The organism is Dermatobacter hominis (genome assembly GCF_020715685.1).
In the GTDB taxonomy this organism is placed as follows: domain Bacteria; phylum Actinomycetota; class Acidimicrobiia; order Acidimicrobiales; family Microtrichaceae; genus Dermatobacter; species Dermatobacter hominis.
Map to the genome: position 1 here is coordinate 3,505,426 of NZ_CP085840.1, position 22,118 is coordinate 3,527,543.

The following is a 22,118-nucleotide window of genomic DNA, read 5'->3' on the forward strand; positions in this document are numbered from 1 at the left end:
CAGGGAGGACAACCATGAGAACCACGATCCGCAACGCGGTGGTCGCGGGGCTGGCGCTGGCGGTCGTCGTGACCGGCTGCAAGTCGTCATCGGACGACGAGGGCTCGTCGACGACCGCGAAGGCGACGACCACGACCGAGCCCGACACGCGGAGCACCGGTGTGACCGACGACGCCATCCAGCTCGGTGTCGCCTACCTGGACCTCTCGGCGGTGGAGAACGTCGTGAACATCCGCCACGGCGACTACGTCAAGGCGTACACGGCGGTGATCGACGACATCAACGCGAAGGGTGGGATCAACGGCCGCAAGCTCGTTCCCACCTTCGCGCCGGTGCCGCCCAGCCAGCTCAACCCGAACGGCGCCGATGAGGCCTGCCTCAAGCTCACCGAGGACGCGCAGGTGTTCGCCGCGATCGGCTACTTCGATGGCGACGCCGCCCTCTGCTACGTCGAGCAGCACGACACCCCGATCGTCGGCGGGAACATGAGCACCGAGCGCCGGGACCGGGCGAAGGCTCCATGGTTCGCGATCGTGACCGACAACGACACCCGCACCACGGAGGGCATCGCTGCGCTCGCGAAGGCAGGCGAGCTCGACGACGCCAAGGTCGCCGTCGTCGCGAACCCCGTCGACGCCAACTCGGTCGAGCTCGCCACCGACGCGCTCGACGAGGCGGGCGTCGACGTCGTCGACACGGCGGTGTTCGACGCCTCCGGCGGCGACGTCGAGGCGGCGGCGGCGCAGGCGACGACGATCGCCGAGCGGTTCAAGTCCGAGGGCGTCACCACGATCGTCACGCTGGGCGACGGCGCGGTGAACATGTCTCGAGGCCTGGCACGCAGCGGCTTCACCCCGCGGCTCGTCGCGTTGAACCCCGACGGGATCCAAGCCGTCGCAGCGGACAGATCGAGCGACAAATCCGTGCTGGAGGACGCGATCGCCATCACCGACAACCCCCGGAGCCAGTTCACCGAGGAGCACTTCCAGGACTGCCTCGAGCTCGTCGAGGCCTCGACCGGCCAGACGGTGCAGGACCCCAACACGAAGCCTGAGGGGAGTCCCGACTACATCGTGTCGGCGCTCGCCGCCTGCCAGAACACGCTGCTGTTCGCCGCCATCGCCGAGAAGGCCGGCAAGGACCTCGACAACTCGACGTTCCGCACCGCGGGCGAGGAGCTCGGAGCGTTCGACCTGCCCGGCATCCCGGGCTCGAACTACAGCGCCGAGCGCCCTGACGGCGCACTTCCGCTCTACATCACCCGCTACGACTCGGACTCGGGCCGGATGATCACCGACGAGAAGCCAGCATCGTCGTGACCGCACGGTCCGTCCCCCCCGCGGACCTGCGAGTGGAGCACCTCGGTCCCGATGTCCTCGGGACCGGGGTGCCCAGTCCTCGTCTCTCCTGGACGCTCCCTGCCCCCGCCCGGGAGCAGCTCGCGTTCCAGGTCCGCAGCGGCGACGTCACCACCGAGCGCATCGAGTCGCCGACCCACGTCCTCGCGACCAACCCACTTCCCGCTGCCGCATCCCGTCAGATCGTGCCGTGGCAGGTCAAGGTCTGGACCGACCTCGGCGAGAGCGAGTGGTCGGACCCCGCGATCTATGAGGTCGGCCTGCTCGACCCAGGTGACTGGACCGCTGCGGCTTGGGTCGCCCCGGCCGACGACGGCGGCGAGCCCGGTGACCGGCCGGCCCACGTGTTCCGCGCCGCCTTCGAGCTCGACGCGGGCTCGGACGTCGCCCGAGCCCGGGCGTACGTGACCGCCCACGGCATCTACGAGCTGTTCATCAACGGCGAGCGCGTCGGCGACCTCGAGCTCACACCGGGCTCGACCCAGTACCGCTCGATCATCGACGTGCAGACCTTCGACATCGCGTCGCACCTCCATCGTGGGACGAACGTGGTCGGCGCAGTCGTCTCCGACGGCTGGTATCGCGGGCGCAACGGCTTCAGCCGGATGGCGAACTGCTACGGCGAGCACCTCGCGCTGCTGGCACAGCTCGAGGTCGTGCTCGCCGACGGGCGAGACCTCCGGTTCGGAACCGGGCCTGACTGGACGACGGCGACCGGTGAGATCGTCGCCGCCGATCTCATGGACGGCGAACGGGTCGATCTCCGTCTGGCTGACCTCGCGTGGTGCACCGCGTCGGGGATGGCCGTCACCGGTCGCCGTTGGACGCCGGTGGTCGTCCGCGGCTTCGGCTTCGACGAGCTCACCACGTCGCCGTCGCCGCCGGTCCGGCGGATCGAGGAGATCGAGCCCGTGTCGGTCACCCGGCTGGCCTCCGATCGCCAGGTGGTCGACATGGGCCAGAACATCAACGGGTGGGTCCGTCTCCGAGACCTCGGCCCTTCGGGTCAGCGGACCGTGCTGACGCACGGCGAACGCGTGGGGGAGGACGGCGACGTCGACATGGCGCATCTCACCGCCTTCGACTTCATGACCCGCGAGCCACTCGACACCGGTCAGGTCGACGAGGTGGTCTCCGCAGGTCGCCCCGGCGACACCTTCGAGCCACGGCACACGACCCACGGCTTCCAGTTCGTCCGCATCGACGGTCATCGCGGACCGCTGACCAGCGGCGACATCGCCGGTGTCGTCGTCCACACCGACCTGCGTCGGACCGGCTGGTTCCGCTGCAGCGACGAGCGCCTCAACCGGCTCCACGAGGCCGCGCTCTGGAGCTTCCGCGACAACGCCTGCGACGTCCCGACCGACTGCCCGCAGCGCGAACGCGCGCCCTGGACCGGCGACTGGCAGGTCTTCGCGCCCACCGCTGCGTTCCTCTACGACGTCGCGGGTTTCACGGCGAAGTGGCTCCGGGACCTCGATGCCAGCCAGTGGCCCGATGGCCGCGTGTCGAACTTCGCTCCCGAGCCGATGTCGCCGGAGGGCTTCACGAACCCGACCGCCCGGTTCATGAACGGCTCCGCCGGATGGGGCGACGCCGCGGTCATCGTCCCGCACCTGATGTGGCAGGCCTACGACGACCGCCGGGTGCTGGCCGACCAGTACCGCTCGATGGTCCGTTGGGTCGACTGGGCTGCGGGCCGGGCTGCCGGCGGCCGTCACCGCAGCCGCTCCGAGGCCCGACCGGAACCTGCGCCGCACGAGCAGTACCTGTGGGACACCGGCTTCCACTGGGGGGAGTGGTGCGAGCCGGGGGGCAACGACCCGAAGCTGTTCACGATGGAGCTCGACGTCGGTGACGTCGCGACCGCCTACCTGCACAGGTCGGCCACGCTTCTCGCCGAGATCGCCGCCGAGCTGGGCAACGACGCAGATGCCGACCGCTACGGCGTGCTGGCAGAGCGGACCCTCGAGGCGTGGAGAGCGGAGTTCATCGCCGCCGACGGCACACTGCGCCCCGACACCCAGGCCAACCACGTCCGAGCCCTCGCCTTCGGGCTCGTGCCCGACGAGCTCCGGGCCCGGACCGCAGCCCGCCTCGTCGAGCTGATCCGCCGAGCCGGCACCCACCTCGGCACCGGCTTCCTCTCGACCCCGCAGCTGCTGCCGGTCCTCGTCGACGCCGGCTACCCCGACGTGGCGTTCGAGCTGCTCCTCCAGGACAGCATCCCGTCGTGGCTCGCGATGATCGACCGGGGCGCCACCACGATCTGGGAGAACTGGGAGGGGCTCGACGCGTCAGGGCTCGGCTCGCTCAACCACTACAGCAAGGGCGCGGTGGTCTCGTTCCTGCACCGGTACGTGGCGGGGATCCGACCGATCGAAGGGGCGCGCGCCTACCGGCGCTTCCGGATCGAGCCGATCGTCGGCGGAGGTCTCACGAGCGCAGAAGCCGAGCTGGACTCGCCCCGTGGGCGCATCCGCTCGGCCTGGGAGCTCGATGACGGCGTCATGCGCCTCGAGGTGACCGTGCCGCCGGGTTCGCAGGCCACGGTGGTCCTGCCGGACGGGACGCTGTCGACCCAACCGCCGGGTGCCGTCGAACATCGCTGCCGGGTCTGACCGCAGCCGCACATCCACGTGCGGCTGCGGTGACTCGACCGGAGTAGCCGCCGTTCAGATCTTGCGACCGGGGTCGACCTTGCCCTGACCGACGTCCGCGGTGACCTCGGTGACGCCGTCGCTCGGGCAGTGGAACCCGTCGCCGTCGTCGTCGGTGCCGTCGATCTCGGGATAGAGGCGCTCGTATTTCCCGTCCTTGACGACCATCAACATGCTGCACGGGCTCGCAGTGATCTCGGGCCCGCCGGCGAGGTCCTCCTTCGCGTGGAGCCCCCCACCGGTCCATGCGTCGTTGGCCGCTGCGGCCTCCAGGATGCATGTCCGGTCGAGCGTGCCGCCGTTCTGCTCAGCGCACGTGTTCGCCGAGGTCGCGAACAGCAGCCACGCCGACATCGACTGGATGCCGAGCAGTGCGGTGTCGCCGTCGGGCACGTACTTCTCGACGAGATCGAGGTACTTGCGGATCGCCGGCCACTTGTCGGCCTCCTCCATCATGTGGACCGCCATGCGGACCACCGAGCCCTCGACCGCCTCGGGGCCGGCCGTTTCTACGAAGATCGGGTCGTACTGGTTCGACTCGAGCAGGGCGCGCCCCTCCCAACCCTGGGTCCTGAGCACCTGGAGGACCTTCGCCACGTCCGCGGACTCTCCGGTCCACGACAGGCTCTCGGCGCCCTTCTCCTTGATCGAGAGCGCCAGCGGCGTCCAGTCGGTGGTCCCGGCGACCGGATAGTTCAGGTCGCCGACCTGCTCGAAGCCCGTCGCCTCGGCGACCGCGACCTGCTTCGCCTTCACGATCTCGAGCGACGGCAGATTGCCCCACACCGGGATCCAGGCCTTGGAGTCGTCCGGGTACAGCTTCTTGAAGTCCTGGAACCACGTGTTCGACGCGTTGTGGGCGGGGTTGGGGATCGGCTGCACCTGCCCGTTGCTCTCGGACTTCTCCGTCGATACCGCGTAGGCCGGGATGTCGATGAGGCCGCAGCGGTGGAAGTCGGATCCGTCCTTGCCGGAGAACTGCAGGTTGTCCTGGGCCATGCCGCCGCCGACCATGGCGAACGCAGTGCCGCAGGCCTGCTGCATGGCGGCCTCGACGTCGAAGAGCTTGGCGTCCATGTCCACGATCTCGATCTTGAGGCCGCCGATGCCACCCTGGTCGTTGCACCAGCCGGCGAACGCCACCGATGCATCCCAGATCGGCTTCTGCAGGCCAGGGCGCAACGTGGAGCCCCGATCGTTCGGCACCCCGATCTGGATCGTGCCGGCGGCAGCCTGCTGCTCGCCGTCCGCCACCGTGAACTCGCCGGCGTGGCACGGCGCGGAGATCGATCCGAAGTCGGGGGAGTCGACGTCGGCACCCTTCGATCCCTGAGCGGCCGCCGTCGTGGACGGTGACTCGTCCTCCGATGCGTCGTCCCCGCCGGACGCGCCGCACCCGGCCACGATCGACAGCGCTGCGGCGACGGCGAGGACGGACACCATCGCACGTCGTCGCCGGTCAGTGGTCCGTGAAGCAGCCACGGCAGTCCCCCTCGAGATCTGGCGGCCCCCGCCGCATGTAACGGTGTTACGATCGGTCACCGTAACACCGTTACATCCGTGACGGTGGTGGGAGGCGCATCTGCCTCGCCCGAGGGGCGGGGCTGGTCCCTCCCGGAGCAGAGGGGGACACGTTGGCGTCATCAGACATCTCGTTCGCTGAAGCAGAGGAACTGGTCGGACGCTGGTGGTTCCTCTACGACGAGGGCCGCATCGAGTCCTTCGAGGCGATCTTCACGTCCGACGCGGTCTTCACCGTCGGCGTCGACGATCCGACGGTCGCGTGGGCCGAGTTCGCGACGGCCGAGGCCAGCGGGCGCGACGCGATCGTGGCGTGGCAGACCGAGCACCGCCTCGACAGCCCGGCGCCCCTGCGGCACCACTCGTCGAACTTCCACCGGACCGGCACCGATGGCGACGGGGTGACCTTCGCGTCGTACATCCTCGTGAACCACGTCGTCGACGAGATGCCCGCGATGCTGCCGTCCGGTGTCGTGACCGGCACCGTCCGCCGTGAGGACGGCGAGCTCAAGATCGCTCGACTCGACGTCGTGCTGGACACGCGGGCCTCGACACCCCTGCGCGAGCAGCGCTGATCGCGCACGCCGGGGCCACTGGCGCCGTCTCCTACGATGCGGCCGGATGGCGGGAACCGGCGACGACGACATCGACGAGAAGCTTCTCGTCGCGCTCCAGCGCCTGGGCCGGCTGATGTCCAGCCGACAGGTCGCTTCCGACATCAGCGGTGCGGCCGGCGTGGAGCTCTCCCAGCAGGGGGTCCAGCTCCTCCGCGCCCTGCACCGGTCCGGCGAGGCGCCCGTCGCCGCACTTGCGTCGGCGAGTCAGATGGACATCGGCGCGGTCAGCCGTCAACTGCGCCTCCTCGAGGACGCCGGCCTCGTGACCCGCTCGTCGTCGCCCGCGGATCGCCGCGTGGTGCTCGTCGACACCACGGACTCGGGGGCACGGGTCGCGGCGCGGATCAGGGACGTCGGCCTCCGGCACCTGACCGAGAGCCTGTCCGGCTGGTCCGCGACGGATCGCCGTCGGGTGGCCGACCTCCTGGCCCGCCTGGTCACCGACCTCCAGCGCACGGACATCCGCGCCGCTGACGAGTAACGGGCCGCTCACGAACTAGTTGACTGGGTCAAGCAATCTGGTACGGTGGTCGGCGCGCCCGGCCCGTCTGCACTCGCACGGTCGAGGCTCTGCAGTCCGTGCCCTTCGGGGTGGAGGTGACCCGATGACCGAGACCCCGACCCGCCGGATCGACTACGCCGGCTCCGTCCACGACGAGCGGGAGATCGAGGCCGTCGTCGAGGTGCTGCGCGGCGGCCCGACCGCGATGCGCATCGGCCGGAACGTGCGGGCGATGGAGCAGCGCGTCGCCGAGCTCCTGGGCAAGCGTCGAGGCGTCATGTGCAACTCCGGGAGCTCGGCGCTCTACCTCGCCATCGAGGTGCTCGGCCTCCAGCCGTTCGACGAGATCGTCACCTCGGCGGTGACGTTCTCGACCGACATCGCCCCGATGGTGAAGTCAGGGATCGTGCCGGCCTTCGTCGACGTCACCCCCGACACCTTCCAGATCGACGTGGACGGCATCGAGGCGATGATCGGTCCGCGCACCAAGGCGATCCTTGCCCCCGACCTGATCGGCAACTGCCCCGACTGGGACGCGATCCGAGAGATCGCCGACCGCTACGACCTGGTCGTCATCGAGGACTCCTGCGACGCGCTCGGTCAGACCTTGCGCGGCACCCCGACCGGACGCCGGGCCGACATCGCACTCACCAGCTTCGCCCTCTCGCACATCATCACCGCGGCGGGGACCGGCGGCATGGTGTGCTTCGACGACGACGAGCTCGTGGACAAGGCCTTGCTGCTGCGGCGGTGGGGGCGGCGATCGGAGGTGCAGCTCTTCGGGTCGACGCGCGGCGAGGACAAGCGGTTCTTCTCCGCCATCGAGGGCGACGAGTCCAACGCCGACCTCGAGTACGACAACATCTTCATCTTCGACGAGGTCGGCTGGAACTTCGAGCCCTCCGAGATCTCCGCCGCCTTCGGCCTGGTCCAGCTCGACAAGCTCCCGGAGAACCTGGCCCGCCGCCAGCGCAACTTCGAGCTCACCAGCAGCTACTTCGCGAAGTATCCCGACCTGTTCGTGCTGCCCCGACTGACCGAGGGCATCGAGACCGGCTGGCACATGTTCCCGTTCATCATCGAGCCGGACTCGGGGATCCGCCGCGCCGACCTGCAGCAGTGGATGGAACGACACGGCATCGACACCCGGATGGTCTGGACCGGCAACGCCACTCGCCAGCCAGCGTTCCGGGACACGTCGTTCCGCCTCCCGGAGGCAGGCCTCCCCAACGCCGACCGCGTCATGGAGTGGGGCCTCATCCTGCCGGGCAGCCACTCCCTGGACGACGACGACTGCGCCTGGATCGGGGAGTGCCTCGACCGCTTCGTCGCGCAGCTCTGACCGGGAGGTCGAGACGGCGAGCTGCAGCTCGTCCGTCGGCCTCCTCACGTCGGCCCCCGTCATGGGCCCACGGATCTCGCGAGCCTGTGAGGTCGACGCTGCGGACCGGATCGGTTGACCGGAGATGTGCGATCGTGTGAGAATGCGCACGTTCGAACACTGGCCGGAGGCGTAGCGCGCTGCGGGGTGCAGCCGAGAAGGCAGGGAGCGCAGATGACGTCCTTCGACGAGATCACCCCCGCGTTGGAGCGCCTCGCGATCGAGGTGCCGTCGTGGGCGTACGGCAACAGCGGCACCCGCTTCAAGGTCTTCGCCCAGCCGGGCGTACCGCGGGACCCTTTCGAGAAGATCGCCGATGCCGCCGAGGTCCATCGCGCCACCGGCGTCGCACCGTCCGTCGCACTGCACATCCCGTGGGACCGGGTCGACGACCCCGACAAGCTCCGCGCCCACGCGGAGGACCTCGGTGTGAGCGTCGGGACGATCAACTCCAACACGTTCCAGGACGACGACTACATGCTCGGGTCGTTCTGCCATGTGGATGACCGGATCAGAGCGAAGGCGGTGCGGCACGCCATCGACTGCATCGACATCATGGACATCACGGGCAGTCGCGACCTGAAGGTCTGGCTGCCCGACGGACTCAACTACCCGGGCCAGGGCGACCTCCGTGGCCGCCAGGACCGGCTCGCCGACTCCCTCGCGCAGGTGTACGGCCGCCTCGGCGACCGCCAGCGCCTGGTGCTCGAGTACAAGTTCTTCGAGCCCGCCTTCTACGCGACCGACGTGCCCGACTGGGGCACGTCCTACGTCCAGTGCGTGGCGCTCGGCGACCGTGCGGTGGTCTGCCTGGACACCGGCCACCACGCGCCGGGCACGAACATCGAGTTCATCGTCATGCAGCTGCTGCGGCTCGGCCGTCTCGGCGCGTTCGACTTCAACTCCCGCTTCTACGCCGACGACGACCTGATCGTCGGGGCGGCTGACCCCTTCCAGCTCTTCCGGATCATGTTCGAGGTCATCCGTGGTGGCGGTCTCGACGCCGACGTGGTCGACGGGCCGTCCCCGGTGAGCTTCATGCTCGATCAGTGCCACAACGTCGAGGCGAAGATCCCTGCTCAGATCCGCTCGGTGCTGAACGTCGTGGAGATGACCGCCAAGGCGCTGCTCGTCGACCGGGTCGCGCTCGCCGACGCCGAGCGCGCCGGCGACGTCCTCGCCGGGAACGCGGTGATGATGGACGCCTTCGCGACGGACGTCCGCAGCGACCTCGCCGACTGGAGGGCCACCCGGCACCTGCCCACCGATCCGATGGGTGCGTACCTGGCGAGCGGCTACCAGGAGCGGATCGTCGCCGAGCGAGTCGGCGGTGACCAGGCTGGTTGGGGAGCCTGACGTGGCGAACCACACGGTCGACGCGCTGATCGCCCGGTCCAACCGCCTCGGATCGGACCCGCGGAACACCAACTACGCCGGCGGCAACACCTCGGCCAAGGGCACCGGGACGGACCCGGTCACGGGCACCGACGTCGAACTGCTCTGGGTCAAGGGATCCGGCGGCGACCTCGGCACCCTGACCGAGGCAGGCCTCGCGGTGCTGCGCCTCGACCGGTTGCGGTCCCTCGTCGACGTCTATCCCGGCGAAGCGGACGAGGACTCGATGGTCGCCGCGTTCGACTTCTGCTGTCACGGCAAGGGCGGTGCCGCGCCGTCGATCGACACCGCGATGCACGGCCTCGTCGCCGCTGCGCACGTCGACCACCTCCACCCCGACGCCGGCATCGCCATCGCCGCCGCCGCGGACGGCGAGCAGCTCACCAAGCAGATCTACGGTGACAAGGTCCTCTGGGTCCCGTGGCGCAGGCCCGGCTTCCAGCTCGGACTCGACATCGCAGTGGTCCACGACGCCAACCCGCAGGCCGTCGGCGTCATCCTCGGCGGCCACGGCATCACCGCCTGGGGCTCGACCAGCGACGAGGCCGAGGCCAACTCGCGCTGGATCATCGAGACCGCACAGCGCTACCTCGATACCCACGGCGATACGACGCCCCTCGGTGCCGTCGTCGAGGAGCGCTCGGCGCTTCCCCGGGCCGAGCGGCGGGCGAAGGCTGCGGCCCTGGCGCCGCACCTCCGCGCGATCGCGTCGACGGACGCCGCCGCCGCCGGCCGGGCGACGATCGGTCACCTCATCGACGACGACACGGTCCTCGAGTTCCTCGCCTCCGAGAAGCTCTTCCGCCTGGCGGAGCTCGGCACGTCGTGTCCCGACCACTTCCTGCGGACGAAGGTGAAGCCGCTCGTGCTCGACCTCCCGGCGTCCGCGCCCGTGGAGGAGTGCGTGGCGCGGCTGGCGGAGCTGCACGACGCGTACCGCGCCGACTACGCGTCGTACTACGACCGTCATGCCGAGACGGACTCGCCGCCGATGCGCGGCGCGGACCCGGCGATCATCCTGGTGCCGGGCGTCGGCATGTTCTCCTTTGGCAAGGACAAGCAGACCGCCCGCGTCGCCGGCGAGTTCTACGTGAACGCGATCAACGTGATGAGAGGAGCCGAGTCCGTCTCGACGTACTCGCCGATCCCGGAGTCGGAGAAGTTCCGCATCGAGTACTGGGCGCTCGAAGAGGCGAAGCTGCAGCGGATGCCCGAGCCCAGGCGTCATGCCGGGCGGATCGCGCTCGTGACCGGGGCGGCGTCCGGGATCGGCAAGGCGATCGCCGCCCAGCTGGCTTCCGAGGGCGCGTGCGTCGTCGTCGCCGATCGCGATGCCGATGGTGCGGAGGCTGCTGCGAGCGAACTGGGTTCGACCGATGTCGCCATCGGGGTCGCGGTCGACGTCACGGACGCCGCCGCGGTGCAGGCCGCGGTCGATGCTGCAGCGCTCGCGTTCGGCGGCGTCGACCTTGTCGTCAGCAACGCGGGCCTGTCGATCTCGAAGCCGCTGCTCGAGACGTCCGAGGCGGACTGGGACATCCAGCACGACGTGATGGCGAAGGGGACGTTCCTGGTGGCGAAGGCCGCTGCCCGTGCGATGATCGACCAGCGCGTCGGTGGTGACATCGTCGTCATCGCATCGAAGAACGCCGTGTTCGCGGGCCCGAACAACATCGCCTACAGCGCCACCAAGGCGGACCAGGCGCACCAGGTGCGTCTGCTGGCGGCTGAGCTGGGCGAGCACGGCATCCGCGTCAACGGCATCAATCCCGACGGTGTCGTGCGGGGGTCGGGCATCTTCGCCGGAGGGTGGGGCGCGCAGCGGGCGGCGGTGTACGGCGTGGAGGAGGAGGACCTCGGCGAGTTCTACGCACAGCGGACGATCCTCAAGCGCGAGGTCCTGCCCGAGCACGTCGCTGCTGCGGTCGCCGCGATCGCATCCGTTGAGTTCAGCCACACGACCGGCCTCCTGATCCCCGTCGATGCCGGCGTGGCCGCAGCCTTCCTCCGCTAGACCGCCGTGGCCGCCAGGACCTTCGCAGCCGTCGACATCGGCGCCTCGGGTGGCCGCCTCATGGCCGGCACCGTCTCCCGTGACGGCATCCAGCTCGACGCCGTGCACCGGTTCCCCAACGGGCCCGTCGAGGTGGACGGGCACCTGCGCTGGGACTTCGAGCACATCGTCCAGCAGGTCGCGGCCGGCCTGAGGATGATCGACGCCGAGTCCGTCGGCATCGACACGTGGGCGGTCGACTACGGACTGCTCGACGCCAGCGGCGAGCTGCTCGCTCCGCCGATCTCGTACCGAGACGAGCGCACTTCGTCGGTCATCGACGAGGTGCACCACCTCATCCCGCCCGCGGAGCTCTACCGCCTGAACGGGCTGCAGTTCCTGCCGTTCAACACGATCTACCAGCTGGCTGCCGAGCGACGTGGGCCGCTGTGGAGCAGCGCCGCCCACGTCGCGCTGATCCCGGACCTCCTGGCCCATCGCCTCACGGGCGTCCTCCGCACCGAGCTCACCAACGCCTCGACGACCGGCCTGCTGGACCCGCGGACCCACCAGTGGTCTCCGTCGATCCTCGATCGACTCGGCCTTCCTGCGCAGATGCTGACGCAGGTGGAGCCGCCCGGGGTCGTCCGCGGCGAGACCGACGCCGGCGCCGCCGTCACGACCGTCGCGTCCCACGACACCGCGTCGGCCGTCGCCGCCGTTCCTGCCGTGACGGAGCACTTCGCCTACATCGCCTCCGGAACCTGGTCCCTCGTCGGTGTCGAGCTCGACCGTCCGCTGCTCACGGCCGCGGCGCGACAGGGCAACTTCACCAACGAGCTCGGCGTCGACGGACGCATCCGCTTCCTGCGCAACGTCGGTGGCCTGTGGCTGCTCCAGGAGTGCATGCGCGAATGGGACTGCCACGACCTCGACACGCTCCTCGCTGCCGCGGGGGAGACGGCTCGAGGCCCGCTCATCGACGTCGACGACCGATCGTTCATCGCGCCCGGTTCGATGCCCGAGCGCATCTGCGCCGCCGCTCGCCGCGAGCTCAAGAAGGTGGAGATCGTCCGCTGCATCCTCGACTCGCTGGCCGTGGCCTACGCCGGCACGATCGACCACCTCGCCAGCACCACCGGCACGCGCATCGACGTCGTGCACATCGTGGGCGGGGGAGCGCAGAACGAGCTCTTGTGCCGGCTCACCGCCGATGCGACGGGCCGCCCGGTGATCGCCGGCCCGGTCGAGGCCACCGCGCTCGGCAACGTCCTCGTGCAAGCTCGTGCCCACGGCGCCGCGCCGCGTTCGCTCGAGGAGCTGCGGGCGGTCGTGGCCGGGTCGTTCGATCTGCGGCGGTACGAACCGACGTGAAGGCGGCAGCTGCATGAAGGCACTCGACACGCTCCGGTCGGTCATCCGGTTCAACCGGCTGGAGACCGATCCGATCGAACGTCGTCTTGCGAGGGCGGCGTCCGTCGCGGACCTCAGGCGCATCGCCAAGCGCCGTCTCCCGGGCGGCGTGTTCGACTACATCGACGGTGGCGCCGAGGACGAGCGCACCCTCGCAGCCAACCAGGCCGCGTTCGCCTCGACGACGTTCCGTCCCCGCGTGCTCCGCGGCATCGGATCCATCGACACGACCACGACGGTGCTCGGTTCGCCCGTGGCGTGTCCGCTGGTGCTGGCGCCCACCGGGTTCACCCGCATCGCCGACCCGGACGGCGAGCTCGCCGTGGCCCGCGCTGCGCAGCGGGCCGGGTTGCCGTACACCCTGTCGACGTTGAGCACCCGTTCGATCGAGGAGGTGCGGGCGGTCAGCGACGGTCGGCTGTGGTTCCAGGTGTACGCCTGGCGCGACCGCGGACTCGTGAAGGAGATGATCGACCGGGCTGCGGCCTCGGCGTTCGAGGCGCTGGTGCTGACGGTCGACACCGCCGTGTTCGGTCGGCGCGAGCGCGACGTCCGACGAGGCTTCTCGCTCCCACCGGCCATCGGTCCCCGGACGATCATCGACGGAGCACTGCACCCCTCCTGGACGCTGGCGTTCCTCCGGAGCGAACCCATCCGCTTCGCGAACGTCGTCGGTCGTGACGTCGGCGACGGTGCCTCGCCGGTGACGTTGTCGGACTACATCAACACCCAGTTCGATCCCTCGCTGTCGTGGGATGACATCGAATGGCTGCGCTCGGTGTGGGACGGCCCGATCGTCGTCAAGGGCATCCAGCGCGTCGACGATGCCGTCCGAGCGGCCGAGGCGGGCGTGGAGGCCATCGCCTTGTCGAACCACGGAGGGCGACAACTCGACGGGGCCCCAGCGACGTTCGATCTGGTCGCGCCGGTCGTCGACGCGGTCGCCGGCCGAGCGGAGATCATCTGCGACGGCGGGATCCGCCGTGGCAGCGACATCGTCAAGGCGGTCGCCGCCGGGGCGACCGCAGCGATGGCCGGTCGGGCCTACCTGTACGCCCTCGGCGCAGCAGGGGAGCGCGGCGTCGATCGGCTGCTCGGGTGGTTCGCGGCTGACATCGTCCGCACCATGAGCCTGCTCGGCGCCGGCAGCATCGACGCCGTCGACCGCGACCTCATCGACCGGTCGGACGGACCGAGCGGTCCCAACTGACGCCACCTCGGTGCAGTTCTTCGGATGCGACCGAGGTCAGGAGAAGCGGTTCTTCGCCGCCATCGCGGCGTCGACCCCGACGACGGTCGGGGTCGACGCACGATCAGCGGCTGCAGCTCACGTGTCGATGGCGAACACGTGGGCCGATCCGTCCACGGCCAGTCGGACCTCGAAGAAGCCGTCGGTGCCGAGCAGGCAGCGGGTGCGCGTCGAGACGTCGTAGACCTCGAAGGTGCCGGTGAACACGTGGGTGACGATCGACGTGGGGATCTGCACGTCGAAGCCGCACACCTCGCCCATGCCGATCATCGAGATGTCGATGCCGGGCCCGCCGTAGGCGGACACGGTCGTGGTCGCGGACTCGCACTCGCCGGGACCCGGCAGGGTCCCGTCGTCGGCATCCACGACGGCCGCCACCAGGACTCGGGCGGAGCGGCCGCTGCGGCGCGCGAGGTCGCCCGTGCCGTTGACCACGACGTCGCCGAGGGCGTCTCGGACCTGCCAGGTCCCGTGTCCCTCGAGCGTCAGCTTCGGCCGGGGAGCCGTGCGGGCCTCGGTGCCCGCGGATGCAGAGGCGGACGTCGCGGCCAGCAGCGCTGCGATCAGCGCGACACCGGCGATCAGCCGGCGGATCGGGGTGGAGTTGCTCATCGGTCTGCTCCCTCACGCTGCGGGTTCGACGAGGGCGGCGGCGAGCATGGCGTCGAGCGCCTCCTGGCCGGGTGCCGCGATGTTCGGTCGGCCGGCGAGGGCCCGCACCCGGTCGAACGCTCCCGGGATGAACGAGCCGCGCAGCACCGGTCCGTGCGCCGTGGCGATGGTCGTGGCACCGATGGCCTCGATCGAGTCCACGTGGCGGCCGTAGACCTCGGGCGAGAGCCACTCGTGCCACGGCGACACCAGGCTGTTGAAGAGCATGAAGGTCTCGTCGTAGAGGTCCGACGGGACGTCGGGGGCGTCGTAGACCGCTCCGGTGGTCAGCGCGGCGAACGAATCGACCGCCCACATGACTCCGCTCACCTCGTCGTAGAGGCCGCGTGTCGTCGGCCCGTCGAAGATCGGCGGCCGGAACAGGTGCAGTCGACGGTCGCCGGCATCGAACGACGAGCCCGCCTCGAGCCACTGCTGACGGTGGAGGGGCATCGCCCGGTCGGGCTCCATCGCGGCCCGCTCGTTGGAGAAGAAGTTGGTGACGACGGTGGCGTTCGGCGCGGCGTCGAGCAGCGGGTGCATGTTGCCGATGTGATCGCCGTCGTCGTGGGACAGGAACACCCAGCGGACATCGTCCAGGTCGACGACCGAACCGACGTTCGCGAGCCACTGCTCGCGGTGCATCGGAGCACCGGTGTCGACCACGACCGGCTCCTCGGCCAGGATCACGAGGCTGTTGGCCATCACGAACGTGCCGGGCTGGGCGGGCACCAGGTTGGGGATGAGGTACGTGTCAGGAGCGATCTGGTACGGCTCGACGGCCGGGATGTCGGGCAGGATCGGCTGGCCGGGTGCCACATCGATGGAGGTCGGGGTGTTCATCTGAGGGTCCTTTCGGGTGGGTGACGGGGTGTCGTCGGCAGTTGTCGCATCCCCGGCTCGACCGGCACTCGACGATCGCTCGACGCACCCGTCGAGCGACCCGTCCCCGTCGCTAGGATCCGCAGGGATGCAGTTCGGTGTGCTGGGATCCCTCCAGGTCACCGGTGGTGGCGGCGTGCCGGTCGATGTCGGGGGCCGCCAACCCCGCGTCCTGCTCACCGCGCTCGTCGCCGCGGGCGGAGGACCGATCAGCGCCGACGCCCTGGTCGAGGTGATCTGGGGTGACGGACCGCCCCGATCCGCGCTCGGAACGCTCCAGACCTACGTGTCGCGGCTCCGCAGGTCGTTGCCCGAGTGCGGCGGACCCACGATCGAGCTCGAACCGGCCGGCTACCGCATGGATCTGGCCGGTCACCAGGTGGACATCGAGCGGTTCGAGCAGCTCGCCGACGAGGGTGCGCGCCTGCTCGAGGTCGACCGGCCCGCCGAGGCCCGGGACGTCCTGGAACGGGCGCTGGAGCTGTGGCGGGGCCCGGCGCTGATCGATCTGGTCGATCGCGGTCACGGCATCGCGCAGGCCGCGTACCTCGACGAGCGGCGATGGTCGGTCCTCGATCAACGGATCGCCGCCGATCTGCAGCTCGGCCGCCACGCGCTGGTCGTCGCCGAGCTGCAGACGCTGGTGGACGAGCACCCCTTGCGCGAACGCACCCAGGAGATGCTCGCCCTGGCGCTGTACCGGTCCGGGCGTCAGGCCGACGCGCTCCGGGCGCTGGCGGCTGCCGGTGAACTGCTCCGTGACGAGCTCGGCCTCGAGCCGAGCGCCGAGCTGCTCGCGCTCGAGTCGAAGATCCTGACCCATGACGCATCGCTCGTGCTGCAGCCCACCATGAGCTCGGCGGGCTCCGAGCGGGTGGACCGCACGTCCGGTGTGGATCTGGTCGGACGGGACACCGAGCTCGCCCAGTTGCGCGACGCCCTGACCGCGGCCTCCGACGGCGCTCGCTTCGTCGTGATCGAAGGGGAGCCGGGTATCGGCAAGACGCGACTCGCTCAGGAGTTCGCGGCCGGCGCCGCCCGTGACGGGTCGACCGTGGTCTGGGGGCGGAGTGACGAGTCCGGAGCTGCCCCCGCCCTGTGGCCCTGGCTCCCGGTGCTCCGCAAGGTGGTCGGCGCCGTCGACGAGCCGGCTCCCGCGCTCCTCGATGACGTCCTGGACGGCGGGGCGCCGCTGCTGGCGGGCCAGGGGGCCGCGCTGCAGTTCGAACGCTTCGACGCGGTCGCCGACCTCCTGGAGCTGGCCGGCGCCCGGCGACCGCTGGTGGTCATCCTCGAGGACGTGCAGTGGGCCGACGCGATCTCGCTGGCGCTGCTGCAGTTCCTGACCACGCGCCTGCGATCCGGTGTCCTGGTCGTCGCCACCGTGCGCACGCGGACGGTCGGCGACACCAGCGCGCTGACCGACGCCCTGGGCGCTGCGGCACGGCGTCCGGGCAGTCGGCGGCTGCGGTTGCGGGGACTGGAGGAGGCCGAGACGGAGGCGCTCCTCGGATCGGTCGCGCCCCGACCGCTGTCCCCGGAGCTGGCCGGCCGGATCCACGCCCGGGCGGACGGGAACCCGTTCTACGCGATCGAGCTGGCCCGGCTGTCAGCCGACGGCTCGGGCGACGAGGTGCCGTCGAGCGTCCGCGACGCCGTACGGCTTCGCCTCGGGAGCGTGCCCGACGCGACGTCGGAGCTGCTCACCATCGCCGCGGTGATCGGTCGCGAGGTGCAGCTGAGCCTGCTGGCGCAGACGGCGGACATCGCGATCGGCGAGTGCATCGAGCGGGTGGATCCTGCGTTGGCGCAGCGGCTGCTGGTTCCGTCGGAGGATCCCGGATCCGTGCAGTTCAGCCACGCCCTGGTGCGGGAGGTCCTGGCCGACGAGCTCACGGTCCTGCGCCAGGCGGCCATCCACCTCGCTGTGGCCGACGCCATGGCCGAGAGCAGCGGCGGCGATGAACTGGTGCCCCGGGATCGGTCGGAGGTCTTCGCCGAGCACCTGTGGAGGGCGAACCCGCTCGGAGTCCCCGCCCGCGCCGCTGCGGCGCTCGAGCGGGCCGCCGACACGGCGATCAGCCGGGTCGCGTACACGCAGGCCGAGGAGACGCTGGGCCGGGCTGCCCGGCTCCGGAGAGCGGCGGGGTCCGACGTCGCGTCGCGACAGGCCGAGCTGACGACGTTGTTGCGGTTGCTCGAGGTGATGCAGGCCACCCGCTACTACGCCGGTACGACCCCTGACGTCCTCGAGCGGGCCCACGAGGTGGCCGATTCGCTCGGGCTCCAGGACGTCAGCCGGAAGGTGGCGTGGTCGCAGTGGGCAGCGCTGTCGACCTCGTGCCGCCTCGCGGAGGCTCGTCCGCTGGCAGAGCGGTTCCTCCGGCAGTGGGGCGAGGACGAACGGGTGCAGGTGAGCGCCGCTGCCCACGTGATGTTCGGCGTCGACGAGTGGACCCGCGGGCGCATCGCCGGCGCCATCGAGCACCTCGAACGGGCGCTCACCCAACTCGCCGACGCACCGCCGCCCGCCGATGCGTTCGAGGCCGAGTACACCGTCATCGCACAGGAGTTCGTGCTGTGGTCCTACGCCGCCCACGGCGACATGTCCGTCGACGACGTCCACGCCGCGTTCGAGGCCCTCCTGCCGACGGTTCCCCCGCACGTGGTTCCGGGTGTGTGCGCGTTCGCCGGGGCCGTGTCCGCCGTGCACGGACGTTGGGACGACCTCGATCGGTTCGTGCACCGTGCCCTCGACGCCGACCACGCCTCGCAGTTCGCCTTCTTCGGCGGGCAGCTCCTCATGCAGCGCGGCCTGGTCGAGGCGGCGAGAGGACGGGTGGACGACGGCCTGAGCGGCTTCCTCGACGGCCGGCGTCGCTACCGGGCCCTGGGCGGCCGGACCAAGATCGTCGCCTACCAGTCGCTCGTCGCCGAGCACCTCGCTCGCCACGGTCGGGTCGCCGAAGCAGCCGAGCTCTGTGCCGGGGCCCGACAGGTCGACGAGTTCGACATGGGTTGGGAGGTGATCCCGTTGCTCGTCGCGGAGGGAGTCCTCGCCCACGCCACCGGCGACGAGCAGGCCTCGGCCGAGCGCTTCGCCACCGCCGTGCAGGTGGCCGACGAGGACGGTTGCCACGTCCTGGCCCGTCGGGCCGAGTCCGCTGCGGCGGACCTCGGCATCGAGCTGGTCGTGTCCCAACGGGACGAAGTGGCGGAACGCACGGCGGCCCGCCAGTCCCTCGATTCGTCTGGACGAGGCACCTTCGACGTGCTGCGTCCTTGAGAGCCGCAGCGGCAGGACGTCAGGGGTCCGGCAGCTCGAGCTGAACGCCGGACCCACCACGGCGACGCCGAGCGCGTGCACGCCGGTGGAGAGCAGCGAGGAGCCGCGCTCGACCTGGAAGTACTTGGTGATGAGGCCGAGGAAGGCGATGCGCGCCGACCGGTGCGCCGAGCGGCCAAGCGGGACGAGCCCTGTCGACCAAGACGTCGCCGTCGAGACGAGGCGGGCCACCCCGCTCGGTGGCGTCACTCGCGGCGTCGGGCGCCAGCGTCGTCGCTCGGTGGGAGCGACGACGGGAGGACGAACCGGGCCTCGATGTCCACGCCGCCGAAGCGGGTGATCGTCGTGACGCGGCGGTCGCTCACGGTGAGGACGATGAGCCCGTGGAGGCGGCCCCGGTCGCTCGCCGGGTCGGGGAGGTAGTAGCCGAACGCCGGTTGGCCGTTCGCTGCGGTCGGCACGACCTGCAGCCCGGGACCCCAGAACCCCCGGGCACGCAGGTACGCCACGACGGCCCGGGTGCCGTCGCACTGGATCGGCTCCGGCGGCATCGACAGCCGGACGTCGTCGCTGAGGAGGTCGACGACAGCTGCCGTGTCGCCCTGCTGGAAGGCGTGGACGAAGCGGTCGACGAGCGATGCCGCCTCGGGGGTGCGGGGCAGCGGGATCCGATCGGGCGTACGCCCGGGCCGGAACCCGGCTCGCGCCCGGACGAGCGCGCTGTTGACCGACGCGACCGACGACCCGAGGATCTCGGCCGCCTCGGCAGCAGGGAAGCCGAGGACGTCACGCAGCACGAGGGCGGCGCGTTGCTGCGCCGGGAGCGCCTGCAGGCCGGCGACGAACGACAACCCGATGGACTCACGGTCGTCGTAGCGCGCCTCCGGACCCTCGCTGGCCGGCTCCAGCCACGCGTCCGGGAAGGGTTCGAGCCACCATGGGTCGTCCGCACGCTCGACACCGGCCCAGGCCGGGATCTCGGCGGCGCGCGGCCGGCGCGACGCATCCCGCACGTGGTTCAGGCACCGGTTGGTGGCGATGCGGTACAGCCACGCTCGGAGGGAGCGGCCGTCGAAGCGGTCGAGGGCGCGCCACGCCGCGACCATGACCTCCTGCAGGACGTCCTCGGCGTCCTGGACCGATCCGAGCGAGCGGTAGCAGTGCACCAGCAGCTCACGGCGGTGCGGCCCGACGAGCAGCTCGAACGCATCGTCGTCGCCGGCTCTCGCCCGATCGAGGACCGACTCGTCCATGCGCACCGCGATCGTCTCGTCAGGGGATCCCACGACGGTAACAACACCGGACGGGGCACGAACTCATCGGTGATCTCCGGCGGATGTGCGGTGTTCCAACCGGGGAACGACCGCCGACCGAGGAGAACCCCATGTCCGACCTCCCACACGGAGCCACCGCCATCGTCACCGGAGCGGGCCGAGGCTTCGGACTCGGCATCGCGGCCGCATTGGCCTCGAGCGGCGCGCACGTCGTCGGCGTGGGGCGGGACGCAGCGGCGCTCGACGCGGCGCGGGACGGGCTCGGTCCGTCCTTCACCGCAGTGGTCGGCGACGTCACCGACGACTCCCTGGCGGGCCGCCTCATCGCCGAGCACCGCCCTCAGGTCGTCATGCTGAACGCCGGGGCGGCGCCGCGAGCGGCATCCATCCGGGACCAGACATGGGAGAGCTTCAGCCTGAACTGGCAGGTGGACGTCCGTCAGACGCTCTCGTTCGTCCGGGCCGCGCTCTCCGCACCACTCGCCGGCGGCTCGACCGTCATCTCCATGTCGAGCGGTGCCGCGCTGATGGGATCACCGATGAGCGGCGGCTATGCCGGCGCGAAGGCGACGATCCGCTTCATCAGCGACTACGCCGGCGCCGAATCCGAGCGACTCGGACTGGATGTCCGGTTCATCGCCCTGCTGCCCAAGCTCACCCACGCCACCGAGCTGGGGTCCACGTTCGTCGACACCTACGCCGACTACGAGCAGGTCGATCGCCTGGAGCTCCGCGAGCGGGTCGGGCCGATGCTGACCGTCGAGCAGGTCGGCGACGCCGTCCTCGAGCTGCTCCGCGATCCCGCCAGGGAGCCCGGAGGGTACGCACTCACCGCCGGCGGGCTCGGCGACCGCGTGGGGTGGTGACGCCGCGTCCCCGAGACGAGTACGAGTACCGAGGACAACCCGGTCGGCGGCTGGTACGGCCTCCGCAAGGGCTACCGAGGTCGGTTCGCCAACGACATCCCGCCGGTGCTCGAGCACCTCGGTCTCGTCGAGGTCGAGCACAACGCCCGGAACAACCGGATGCGAGCGACCTGACCGCTGCCGTCGTGTGCGGTCCTTGGTCGATGCCACGGCCTCTACGGTCGGCGCATGCGCGACGTGGAAGTGGGCGTCTTCGGGGGCAGCGGTCTCTACGAGCTGTTCGGCGAGGTCGAGCGGATCGAGGTGGACACGCCATACGGGCCGCCGAGCGCGCCGGTGGCGGTGAGCGAGGTGATGACGGATCGGGGGCCGATCGGCGTGGCCTTCCTCCCTCGCCACGGCACCGACCACGACCTCCCCCCGCACCGGATCGACTATCGGGCCAACGTGTGGGCGTTGCACTCGCTCGGCGTGCGCCGCGTCCTCGCCCCGTGCGCTTCGGGGTCGCTGCAGCCCGACATCCATCCCGGCGACATCGTCGTGTGCGACCAGCTCGTCGACCGCACCTCCGGTCGACCCTCGACCTTCTTCGACGGGCCGACGGTCAACCACGTGTCGTTCGCGGAGCCCTACTGCTCCGAGCTCCGCTCGATCGTCGTCGACCGGGCGATCGCCACGGGGGTCTCCGTCCACCGGTCCGGCACCGTCGTGGTCGTGGAGGGTCCGCGGTTCTCCACGAGGGCGGAATCGCACTGGTACCGCCGTCAGGGCTGGCACGTGATCAACATGACCCAGTACCCCGAGGCGGTGCTGCTCCGAGAGCTCGGGATCTGCTGCTGCGCCATCGCCGTGGTGACCGACTACGACGCGGGCGTCGACGATCGCCCCGGCGTCGGCCCGGTCAGCCAGGACGAGGTCTACGCCGCCTTCGCCGCAGCCATGCCGGTCACGCGGCAGGTCATCGTCGACGTCCTGGGCTCCATGCCGTCGGAGCGATCCTGCGGCTGCGCGCAGGCGACGAATGGCCTCGAACCCGACGTGCCGCCGGTCGCGGGCTGACGCCGCCCGCC

16 protein-coding genes and 1 pseudogene are annotated in these 22,118 nt (G+C 70.6%); 13 read left to right on the forward strand and 4 right to left on the reverse strand.

Annotated elements, in window-relative coordinates; all coding sequences use genetic code 11:
- Window positions 1-14: 14 nt before the first annotated feature.
- Together LH044_RS16410 and LH044_RS16415 are read left to right on the forward strand one after the other, a co-directional pair.
- Window positions 15-1,319: an ABC transporter substrate-binding protein gene (locus tag LH044_RS16410; protein ID WP_227756664.1), complete on the forward strand. Its 1,305-nt coding sequence runs from the start codon at window positions 15-17 to the stop codon at window positions 1,317-1,319.
- Between the two features lie 32 nt (window positions 1,320-1,351).
- Complete coding sequence (locus tag LH044_RS16415; RefSeq protein WP_508619042.1) at window positions 1,352-3,979, forward strand: family 78 glycoside hydrolase catalytic domain; 2,628 nt, start codon at window positions 1,352-1,354, stop codon at window positions 3,977-3,979.
- Between the two features lie 54 nt (window positions 3,980-4,033).
- On the opposite strand, the gene LH044_RS16420 is transcribed toward LH044_RS16415, so the two are convergent.
- Window positions 4,034-5,461 (reverse strand): ABC transporter substrate-binding protein, encoded by a 1,428-nt coding sequence (locus LH044_RS16420; protein WP_227756666.1) that lies wholly within the window; start codon window positions 5,459-5,461, stop codon window positions 4,034-4,036.
- A gap of 191 nt (window positions 5,462-5,652) precedes the next feature.
- On the opposite strand from LH044_RS16420, the gene LH044_RS16425 reads away from it, so the two are divergent.
- The 7 genes from LH044_RS16425 (at window position 5,653) to LH044_RS16455 (ending at window position 14,050) form a co-directional block, all read left to right on the forward strand.
- The gene (locus LH044_RS16425; protein WP_227756667.1) at window positions 5,653-6,114 is read left to right on the forward strand and encodes a nuclear transport factor 2 family protein; all 462 of its coding nucleotides are present in this window, start codon (window positions 5,653-5,655) and stop codon (window positions 6,112-6,114) included.
- Window positions 6,115-6,160: 46 nt separating this feature from the next.
- Window positions 6,161-6,637 carry a MarR family winged helix-turn-helix transcriptional regulator gene (locus tag LH044_RS16430; RefSeq protein WP_227756668.1) on the forward strand — a complete coding sequence of 159 codons (477 nt, stop codon included), beginning with the start codon at window positions 6,161-6,163 and terminating at the stop codon, window positions 6,635-6,637.
- A 124-nt stretch (window positions 6,638-6,761) separates the two neighbouring features.
- Entirely contained in the window at window positions 6,762-8,000 is a 1,239-nt protein-coding gene (locus LH044_RS16435; protein WP_227756669.1) for a DegT/DnrJ/EryC1/StrS family aminotransferase, read from the forward strand.
- Window positions 8,001-8,213: 213 nt separating this feature from the next.
- Entirely contained in the window at window positions 8,214-9,395 is a 1,182-nt protein-coding gene (rhaI, locus tag LH044_RS16440) for an L-rhamnose isomerase (protein WP_227756670.1), read from the forward strand.
- A 1-nt stretch (window position 9,396) separates the two neighbouring features.
- Window positions 9,397-11,448 carry a bifunctional aldolase/short-chain dehydrogenase gene (locus LH044_RS16445; protein WP_227756671.1) on the forward strand — a complete coding sequence of 684 codons (2,052 nt, stop codon included), beginning with the start codon at window positions 9,397-9,399 and terminating at the stop codon, window positions 11,446-11,448.
- A gap of 6 nt (window positions 11,449-11,454) precedes the next feature.
- The gene (locus LH044_RS16450; RefSeq protein ID WP_227756672.1) at window positions 11,455-12,801 is read left to right on the forward strand and encodes a rhamnulokinase; all 1,347 of its coding nucleotides are present in this window, start codon (window positions 11,455-11,457) and stop codon (window positions 12,799-12,801) included.
- A 13-nt stretch (window positions 12,802-12,814) separates the two neighbouring features.
- Window positions 12,815-14,050: an alpha-hydroxy acid oxidase gene (locus tag LH044_RS16455; RefSeq protein WP_227756673.1), complete on the forward strand. Its 1,236-nt coding sequence runs from the start codon at window positions 12,815-12,817 to the stop codon at window positions 14,048-14,050.
- Between the two features lie 117 nt (window positions 14,051-14,167).
- Here the strand turns inward: LH044_RS16455 and LH044_RS16460 are convergent, their stop codons facing one another.
- Window positions 14,168-14,701, reverse strand: coding sequence for a hypothetical protein (locus LH044_RS16460; protein ID WP_227756674.1), 534 nt, complete (start codon window positions 14,699-14,701; stop codon window positions 14,168-14,170).
- Window positions 14,702-14,713: 12 nt separating this feature from the next.
- On the reverse strand, window positions 14,714-15,583 hold the full coding sequence (locus LH044_RS16465) for an oxygen-binding di-iron domain-containing protein (protein ID WP_227756675.1): 870 nt from the start codon (window positions 15,581-15,583) through the stop codon (window positions 14,714-14,716).
- A gap of 16 nt (window positions 15,584-15,599) precedes the next feature.
- Here LH044_RS16465 and LH044_RS16470 point away from each other — a divergent pair, with 16 nt between their 5' ends.
- Complete coding sequence (locus LH044_RS16470) at window positions 15,600-18,908, forward strand: ATP-binding protein (RefSeq protein WP_227756676.1); 3,309 nt, start codon at window positions 15,600-15,602, stop codon at window positions 18,906-18,908.
- Window positions 18,909-19,153: 245 nt separating this feature from the next.
- Here LH044_RS16470 and LH044_RS16475 read toward each other — a convergent pair whose 3' ends face one another.
- Window positions 19,154-20,194, reverse strand: a complete 1,041-nt coding sequence (locus LH044_RS16475) for an RNA polymerase subunit sigma-70 (RefSeq protein WP_227756677.1) — start codon at window positions 20,192-20,194, stop codon at window positions 19,154-19,156.
- Between the two features lie 98 nt (window positions 20,195-20,292).
- On the opposite strand from LH044_RS16475, the gene LH044_RS16480 reads away from it, so the two are divergent.
- The 3 genes and pseudogenes from LH044_RS16480 to LH044_RS16485 all read left to right on the forward strand — a co-directional run bounded on the left by LH044_RS16480 (window position 20,293) and on the right by LH044_RS16485 (window position 22,107).
- Entirely contained in the window at window positions 20,293-21,048 is a 756-nt protein-coding gene (locus LH044_RS16480) for an SDR family oxidoreductase (RefSeq protein WP_227756678.1), read from the forward strand.
- A 30-nt stretch (window positions 21,049-21,078) separates the two neighbouring features.
- A pseudogene (locus tag LH044_RS22020) lies at window positions 21,079-21,222 on the forward strand (DUF6855 family protein); the annotation flags it as partial.
- A gap of 54 nt (window positions 21,223-21,276) precedes the next feature.
- Entirely contained in the window at window positions 21,277-22,107 is an 831-nt protein-coding gene (locus tag LH044_RS16485) for an S-methyl-5'-thioadenosine phosphorylase (RefSeq protein WP_227756679.1), read from the forward strand.
- Window positions 22,108-22,118 lie beyond the last annotated feature (11 nt).

Excerpts from the sequence above, each read along its gene's own strand:
- LH044_RS16410 (WP_227756664.1), top strand. The coding sequence starts at position 15 with ATGAGAACCACGATCCGCAACGCGGTGGTCGCGGGGCTGGCGCTGGCG.
- LH044_RS16420 (WP_227756666.1), bottom strand. The coding sequence starts at position 5,461 with ATGGTGTCCGTCCTCGCCGTCGCCGCAGCGCTGTCGATCGTGGCCGGG.
- LH044_RS16430 (WP_227756668.1), top strand. The coding sequence starts at position 6,161 with ATGGCGGGAACCGGCGACGACGACATCGACGAGAAGCTTCTCGTCGCG.
- LH044_RS16435 (WP_227756669.1), top strand. The coding sequence starts at position 6,762 with ATGACCGAGACCCCGACCCGCCGGATCGACTACGCCGGCTCCGTCCAC.
- rhaI (WP_227756670.1), top strand. The coding sequence starts at position 8,214 with ATGACGTCCTTCGACGAGATCACCCCCGCGTTGGAGCGCCTCGCGATC.
- LH044_RS16455 (WP_227756673.1), top strand. The coding sequence starts at position 12,815 with ATGAAGGCACTCGACACGCTCCGGTCGGTCATCCGGTTCAACCGGCTG.
- LH044_RS16460 (WP_227756674.1), bottom strand. The coding sequence starts at position 14,701 with ATGAGCAACTCCACCCCGATCCGCCGGCTGATCGCCGGTGTCGCGCTG.
- LH044_RS16465 (WP_227756675.1), bottom strand. The coding sequence starts at position 15,583 with ATGAACACCCCGACCTCCATCGATGTGGCACCCGGCCAGCCGATCCTG.
- LH044_RS16480 (WP_227756678.1), top strand. The coding sequence starts at position 20,293 with ATGTCCGACCTCCCACACGGAGCCACCGCCATCGTCACCGGAGCGGGC.
- LH044_RS16485 (WP_227756679.1), top strand. The coding sequence starts at position 21,277 with ATGCGCGACGTGGAAGTGGGCGTCTTCGGGGGCAGCGGTCTCTACGAG.